Annotated in this window: 2 protein-coding genes; one reads left to right on the forward strand and one right to left on the reverse strand. The window is 44.0% G+C overall.

The window, feature by feature from the left end; translation table 11 throughout:
• A partial coding sequence (locus FC093_RS23605; protein ID WP_137264287.1) for an NYN domain-containing protein occupies positions 1-708 on the forward strand: 708 nt, incomplete at its 5' end.
• A 207-nt stretch (positions 709-915) separates the two neighbouring features.
• On the opposite strand, the gene FC093_RS23970 is transcribed toward FC093_RS23605, so the two are convergent.
• Positions 916-1,107, reverse strand: a 192-nt coding sequence (locus FC093_RS23970; RefSeq protein ID WP_206106679.1) for a hypothetical protein, incomplete at its 5' end; no start/stop codon positions are given.

Consider the following 1,107-nt stretch of genomic DNA (forward strand, 5'->3'; position numbering starts at 1 on the left):
TTACTTTCGCTGGTACTGGCAGAAGCTTCCAAATATGGCAAGGTAACCATACGAAGAGTGTATGGCGACTGGACCACTCCACGCATGAACAACTGGAAAAGCAGCCTGAATGAACTGGCTATCAACCCTATTCAAAAGTTCTCCTACACACAGGGCAAAAACTCAACTGATAGTGCATTGATCATAGATGCAATGGATATTCTGCATGATGAGCTGGTGGATGGTTTTTGTATTGTTTCGAGCGATAGCGATTACACCGGACTTGCCAAGCGCATACGGGAAGAAGGCATCTTTGTGATGGGTATTGGTGAGAAGAAAACACCCAATGCATTTGTGAAATCCTGCGAGATCTTCACCTTTGTTGAAAACCTCGAAGACAGGGAAGAAGATAAGGAGGAGGAAAAAGCAGAAGGGAAAACAGAACAAAAAGGGGAGCAGCAGCCGGCAAAGAAGGCACCGGCAAAAAAGGACAAGCCCAAACTGGATATGAAGCTGATAAAAAAGGCTTTTGATATTTCGGCAAATGAAAGTGAGGAAGCCTATATTTCTACCCTTGGTTTTAATTTAAGAAAGCTGGATCCCAGTTTTGATTGCCGTACGTATGGCTATAAAACACTTACCCAATTGTTCAACAATTTAAAAGGTTTTGTGGTGGTGGACAACTTTATCAACGGGTTGAACCATCCGCTGCTGAAACGGAAGAAATAATACTGCTTTCCCTTTAACATTCTTTTTAATGCTGTGGATAGCCGGGCAGCAGCGAAGCAGGCTGTGCTCAACTGTAAATCAATATAGAAGGCTTATGTTGATTGTACTGCCATCCACAGATTGCTTCGCTCCGTTCGCAATGACGGAGGGTTCATATACCACCTGTGTGACAAAGACCTCTGTAAGGATGCAGGTTCAGCTAATGCCTTATGGTTGTTTTAATTGCAATATCACCCCGCCATTGCCCGAAGATACCTGCGGCAGCTTACCATCCCATTTCAATACTTTTTGATACTCCACATATTCAGGCGTGAGTGCATTTTGTTTTTCCCGGATAGCACGCGCTTCACTCAATGCACCAATTACAAGCACAGCACTGTCGCGCTTCGCTTCTATAAT

It is taken from the genome of Ilyomonas limi (genome assembly GCF_005233845.1).
Taxonomy (GTDB): Bacteria; Bacteroidota; Bacteroidia; order Chitinophagales; family Chitinophagaceae; genus Ilyomonas; species Ilyomonas limi.